The organism is Streptomyces thermospinosisporus, from assembly GCF_039526425.1.
Lineage (GTDB): Bacteria > Actinomycetota > Actinomycetes > Streptomycetales > Streptomycetaceae > Streptomyces > Streptomyces thermocarboxydovorans.
In genome coordinates, this window is sequence record NZ_BAAAIZ010000010.1 from 1 (window position 1) to 4263 (window position 4263).

Annotated in this window: 2 protein-coding genes and 1 tRNA gene; 2 read left to right on the top strand and 1 reads right to left on the bottom strand. The window is 67.8% G+C overall.

Translation table 11 applies throughout. The annotated features are described in order from the left end of the window. Window positions 1-130: 130 nt before the first annotated feature. Window positions 131-673 carry a PPA1309 family protein gene (locus ABD207_RS04925; RefSeq protein WP_344010309.1) on the bottom strand — a complete coding sequence of 181 codons (543 nt, stop codon included), beginning with the start codon at window positions 671-673 and terminating at the stop codon, window positions 131-133. Between the two features lie 164 nt (window positions 674-837). On the opposite strand from ABD207_RS04925, the gene ABD207_RS04930 reads away from it, so the two are divergent. Continuing rightward, a complete protein-coding gene (locus tag ABD207_RS04930; protein ID WP_344010539.1) occupies window positions 838-3777 on the top strand; it encodes a UPF0182 family membrane protein in 2940 nt (979 codons plus the stop codon). 54 nt (window positions 3778-3831) lie between these two features. Then, window positions 3832-3905 (top strand) — tRNA-Met (locus ABD207_RS04935). Window positions 3906-4263: the final 358 nt, after the last annotated feature.

The following is a 4263-nucleotide window of genomic DNA, read 5'->3' on the forward strand; positions in this document are numbered from 1 at the left end:
GGCCGGGCGGGCGATCTGCCGCTGCCGGGCGGGCCGGCCTGAATCCCGTCGGGCCGGGCGAGCGACCTGCCCCCGCCGGGCGCGGCGGCCCGACCCCGCCGGCAGCGGGGACTGATCCCGGCGAGGGCGGCTACTCCTCGAAGGTCGCCGCCAGTGCGTCCGCCAGCCCCGGGACCAGATCGGAGCCGGTGAGGACCTCGGTGGGGGAGTCCTTCTCCCGCAGCCGCAGCGCCGACTCCCGGCTGCCGTCGCGCAGCACCGCGACCGTCATCCGGACCTCCTGACGCTCGGGGTGCTCGGACACCCACTTGTCCAGCGCGGCCTCGTCGAGATCGTCCGGCACCTCCGCCTCCGCGGACGGCGGCAGCATCAGACGCTCCACGGTCAGGGCGCAGCCGGTCACCGCCTCCGGCCAGGCGATGGTGCCCAGGAACTCGTCGAGCGGCTTGTCCGTTGGAATTTCGTCCTGCTCGATCGGGGTGAGGGCGTCCGCCTCCTGCGCCCCGCCCAGACCGAGCCGGTCGGCGAGCGAGGGCTGCTCGGCGCGCAGCCGGGCGGTGTCGACAAGAGCGAAAAGACGTGCGGGACGGTCCCAGCCGAGGCCGGAGACGTACTCGTCGATCTCGAGCACGGCCCTGGTGAGCGGGCTGGCCGCCATGGGTGTGTTGGACATGGTCACAATCCTCTCTCGTTCCTGGCCGGAATCGGGAACCGAGTAAAGGGTGAGTAAGTTGCATAGGTGTGGGCCCACGATCACGTGGGGCCGCTCACGGTCCACGAACACGCGGGCCTGACGAATCAACAGCGAACTTCGAGGTGCCTACCTTGGCTTTCCAGATGCCGGACCGCGGCGGAGGCCCGACGGGGCCACGGATCAGAGTGGGCCGCCCGTCCCGGCGGGTCCGGACCCTGCTCATGACACTGGGCGTCCTGGCCGTCCTCGGCATGGTCTTCACCATGTTCGCGGGGTTCTGGACCGACTGGCTGTGGTATCGCTCGGTTCACTACTCGTCGGTGTTCACGACGACCCTGTGGACCAAGGTCGGCCTCTTCTTCGTCTTCGGCCTGCTGATGGCCCTCTCCGTCGGCTTCAACATCTGGCTGGCCCACCGGCTGCGGCCGCCGCTGAGCGCCATGTCGATGGAGCAGCAGAACCTCGACCGGTACCGCATGAGCATCGCCCCGTACAAGAAGTGGCTGCTGCTCGGCATCACCGCGCTGGTCGGTCTGATCGCGGGCGCCTCGGCCTCCAGCCAGTGGCGCACCTGGCTGATGTGGGTCAACGGCGTGCCCTTCAACGAGAAGGACCCCCAGTTCAAGCTGGACGTCTCCTTCTACGCCTTCGACCTGCCCTGGTACCGCTTCCTGCTCGGCTTCGGATTCGCCGCCGTCATCCTGTCGGTGATCGCCGCCGCGCTCACCCACTACCTGTACGGCGGCCTGCGCATCACCAGCCCGGGCGCCCGCGCCACCGCCGCGGCCACCGGCCATCTGTCGGTGCTCATCGGCATCTTCGTCGCGCTGAAGGCCGTCGCCTACTGGCTCGACCGGTACGGCCTCGCGGTCAAGTCCAGCGACTTCAAGGCGACCGACAACTGGACCGGTCTGCGGTACGTCGACGCCAACGCCTATCTGCCGGCCAAGACGATCCTGTTCTGCATCGCCGTGATCTGCGCGCTGCTGTTCTTCGCCACCCTGTGGCGGCGCACCTGGCAGCTGCCGGTGATCGGCTTCGGCCTGATGGTGCTCTCCGCCATCCTGATCGGCGGCCTGTACCCGGCGATCGTGCAGAAGTTCCAGGTCCAGCCGAACGAGCAGGCCAAGGAAGCGCCGTACGTCGAGAAGAACCTCAAGGCCACGCGTGAGGCCTACGGCATCGACGGAACACAGGTCAGGGACTACCCGGGCGTCAGCCAGGCCGAGGACAAGTCCCAGTTGCGGGACGACGTCCCCGGTGCGGCGAGCATCCGCATCATGGACCCGAACATCGTCTCGCCGACCTTCCAGCAGCTCCAGCAGATCAGGAACTACTACGCGTTCCCGACCAACCTGGACGTCGACCGGTACAGCAAGGACGGCAAGGACCAGGACACGGTCATCGGTCTGCGCGAGCTGAACTACAACGGCATCCCCAAGCGGAACTGGATCAACGACCACTTCCGCTACACGCACGGCTACGGAGTCGTCGCCGCCGAGGGCACCAGCGCCGACTCCGGCGGGCGTCCGGAGTTCACCGAGTCCGACCTGCCGTCCAAGGGCGACCTCGGCAAGTACGAGCAGCGCATCTACTACGGCGAGCGGACGACGACGTACTCGATCGTCGGCGGTCCCCAGAAGGAGATCGACTACTCCGACGACAGCGGCGAGAAGACGTACAGCTACCAGGCGGACAGCGGCGTCAACCTCTCCAACCCGCTGAACCGCGCCGCCTACGCCGTCGCCTTCAGCGAGCCGCAGATCCTGTACTCGGGCGCGATCGGCGAGGGTTCGCGGATCCTGTACAACCGCACGCCCAAGGAGCGGGTCGAGGCCATCGCCCCGTGGCTGACCATCGACGGCGACGCCTACCCGGCGGTCGTGAACGGGCGGATCCAGTGGATCGTCGACGCCTACACGACCACCAACGGCTACCCGTACTCCTCGCGGACGACCCTCGGCGACACCACGGCCGACTCGCTGACCGCCACCAACGACCAGCGTGCGGTGGTGGCCCAGCAGAACCAGGTCAACTACATCCGCAACTCGGTCAAGGCGACCGTCGACGCCTACACCGGTGAGGTCAAGCTCTACCAGTGGGACACCGAGGACCCCGTCCTGAAGACCTGGATGAAGGCCTTCCCGGACACGGTGGAGCCGCGGAGCGAGATCTCCGGCGAGCTGATGGCGCATCTGCGCTACCCGCAGGACCTGTTCAAGGTGCAGCGCGAACTGCTCACCCGCTACCACGTGAAGGACGCCACCACGTTCCTCTCCGGCAGCGAGGTGTGGCAGGTGCCGGACGACCCGACCAACAAGACGGGCGACGCGGTGCCGCCGTACTACCTGAGCATGAAGATGCCCGACCAGAAGGAGCAGGTCTTCTCGCTCACCACGACGTTCACCCCGAACGGCCGTGACAACCTGAGCGCCTTCATGGCGGTCAACGCCGATCCGGGCACCTCCGACTACGGCAAGATCAGAATCCTGAAACTGCCGACCAGCACCACGGTCTCCGGACCCAAGCAGGTGCAGAGCCAGTTCAACTCGCAGCAGGACATCGCCGAGACGATCCGTCTGCTCCGCGGCGGCGACTCGGAGGTCGAGTACGGCAACCTGCTGGCCGTGCCGCTGGACGGAGGGCTGCTCTACGTGGAGCCGGTCTACGTCCGCGGTGGCGGACTGAAGTACCCGCTGCTGCGCAAGGTGCTGGTGACCTACGGCGGCCAGACGGCCTTCGAGGACACCCTCGACCAGGCCCTGGACAAGGTCTTCGGCGGTCAGGGCTCGCCCGTCGAGCCGCCGCCCGGCGAGGACGAGGGCTCCGGCGAGGAGGGCACCACGCCACCGCCGGGCACGGACAACCCCACCGTCCGCGAGGCGCTGCAGGACGCGCAGGAAGCCTTCGAGGCCGGCCAGGAAGCCCTGAAGAAGAACGACTGGGAGGCCTACGGCCGGGCGCAGAAGGACCTGGAGGAGGCCCTGCGCAAGGCCGAGGAGGCGCAGTCCGCCCAGGGCGGTGGCGGCGGCTCGGGCGGCTCGCAGAGCAGCCCCAGTCCCAAGCCCACCGCGAGCGGCTAGAAAAACGGCTGGTCAGTGCCGCCCCGCGCCGTGATACGGTGGTGAACACAACGGCGCGGGGTGGAGCAGCTCGGTAGCTCGCTGGGCTCATAACCCAGAGGTCGCAGGTTCAAATCCTGTCCCCGCTACTGACGTCGCGATACGGCGGCACCAAAGGCCCGGATTCCACGAGGAGTCCGGGCCTTTGGCATGGGCGAACGCATGTGCCCCGCCCCGCTACGGCCGCGCCGCCGACGGGAGTTGAGCGATCTGTGTTTGACTTGTCTCTCTGTGGGCATGTCGACAAAACGCTGAAGTGACCTCACTGGCTGCGGTATACCAGGTGTACCCAGGTTGCAGGTGGTGCGACGATGGACGTTATGGGGGAAAGGGCAACTCTGTTCGAGACAGGGCGATTTGAGCAGCCTTCCCACCACGTCGACGGGCAGGAGACCCCGGTGGTGGCGGGGGAGCACGACGACGAGGCGGCAGAGGAGCTGCGCCAGC

Bases quoted from the DNA above. Each gene is read 5' to 3' on its own strand.
- ABD207_RS04925 (WP_344010309.1), bottom strand. From the start codon at position 673: ATGTCCAACACACCCATGGCGGCCAGCCCGCTCACCAGGGCCGTGCTC.
- ABD207_RS04930 (WP_344010539.1), top strand. From the start codon at position 838: ATGCCGGACCGCGGCGGAGGCCCGACGGGGCCACGGATCAGAGTGGGC.